Consider the following 1,845-nt stretch of genomic DNA (forward strand, 5'->3'; position numbering starts at 1 on the left):
CTCCCGGCCCACGCCGCCGCCCCGCTCTCTCCCGGCCCCCCGCATCCTCTTCTCCCGCCCGCACTCCGCACGACAGGAACGAGCACCCATGACGCTGTCCACTCCTCAGACCGCCTACGCCTCCGCCAAGCTCCAGGGCACCGGAGTGGGACGCGGGCTGGCCCTCGGGCCGGTCCTGCGCATGCCGGAGCCGCTGCCCGAGCCCGAGGACACCGCCAGCACCCGCAGCGTCGCCCAGGAGGAGGAGCGCGCCGTCTCGTCGCTGTCCGCCACCGCCGCGACGATCCGCCACCGAGGCGAGCGGGCCGGCGGCTCGGCGAAGGACGTCCTCGACGCCCAGGCCCTGATGGCCGAGGACCCGTCCCTCGCGGACGACGTCAAGGCGCGGATCGCCGGGGGCAAGACCGCGGAGCGCGCCGTGCACGAGGCCTTCGCCGGCTTCCGCGACCTGCTCGTGGCGATGGGCGGCTACATGGCCGAGCGCGCGACCGACCTCGACGACGTCTCGCAGCGCGTCGTGGCGCACCTGCGCGGCGTCGCCGCTCCCGGCGTCCCCGAGTCGGACGAGCCGTTCGTGCTCGTCGCCCGCGACCTCGCTCCGGCCGACACGGCGCTGCTCGACCTCGAGAAGGTCCTCGGCCTGATCACCAGCGACGGTGGACCGACCTCGCACACGGCGATCCTCGCCCGGGAGAAGTCGATCACCGCCATCGTCGGCACCACCGGCGCCCTCGACCTGCGGGACGGCCAGCTCGTCATCCTCGACGCCACCTCCGGCGTCGTGACGGTGAACCCCTCGGACGCCGAGATCGGCGCCGCGAAGTCCTCGATCGCCGAGCGCGCCGAGATGCTCGCCGCACCGGTCGTCCCCGGCGCGCTGGCCGACGGCCACGCCGTGCCGCTGCTCGCGAACCTCGGCTCGGCCGACGGCGCTGCGAACGCGGTCGAGCTCGGCGCCGAGGGAGTGGGGCTGTTCCGCACCGAGTTCCTCTTCCTCGACGCGAAGGAGGCGCCCTCGGTCGCCGAGCAGGCGGAGCAGTACACGCGCCTGCTCGCCGCGTTCCCCGGCCGCAAGGTCGTCGTCCGCGCGCTCGACGCCGGCGCCGACAAGCCGCTGAGCTTCCTCAACGACGACCACGAGGAGAACCCGGCCCTCGGTCTCCGCGGACTGCGCGCCCTCCGCGCCAGTGAGCAGATCCTCCGCGACCAGCTCACCGCCCTCGCCCAGGCCGATGCCGCGACCGACGCCGACCTCTGGGTCATGGCGCCGATGGTCGCGACCGTGGACGAGACCCGCTACTTCACCTCGATGGCGCGGGAGCTCGGCATCCGCACCGCCGGAGTGATGGTGGAGGTCCCCTCCTCCGCCCTGCTCGCCGACCGCATCCTCGGAGTCGCGGACTTCGCCTCGATCGGCACCAACGACCTGACCCAGTACACGCTCGCCGCCGACCGCATGCTCGGCACGGTCTCGGCGTTCCAGGACCCGTGGCACCCGGCCGTGCTCCGCCTCGTCGGCGAGGTCGGCCGCGCGGGAGCGGCGCTGGGCAAGCCCGTCGGGATCTGCGGAGAAGCCGCCGCCGACCCGCTGCTCGCCGTGGTCCTCGTCGGCCTCGGCGCCACCACCCTCTCGATGTCGCCGTCGGCTCTCGCCGACGTCCGCGCCGAGCTGGCCGAGCACACCCTCGAGGACGCCAAGCGGTACGCGGAGCTCGCTCTCGCCGCCGACAGCGCCGCCGACGCCCGCTCCGCGGTCACCGAGGCGATCGCCGCCTCCTGATCCCGGATCACCAGCCCCACCCCCCTGCACCACCCCGCCACTCGGGAGCCGGGACGCCTCAGGAG

General features: G+C 74.5%; 1 protein-coding gene. It reads left to right on the forward strand.

Annotated elements, in window-relative coordinates; translation table 11 throughout:
• The first annotated feature begins 181 nt into the window (after positions 1 to 181).
• A complete protein-coding gene (ptsP, locus tag C5C30_RS17245; protein ID WP_258069271.1) occupies positions 182 to 1,780 on the forward strand; it encodes a phosphoenolpyruvate--protein phosphotransferase in 1,599 nt (532 codons plus the stop codon).
• Positions 1,781 to 1,845 lie beyond the last annotated feature (65 nt).

The organism is Rathayibacter sp. AY2B5, assembly GCF_002931645.1.
GTDB lineage: Bacteria > Actinomycetota > Actinomycetes > Actinomycetales > Microbacteriaceae > Rathayibacter.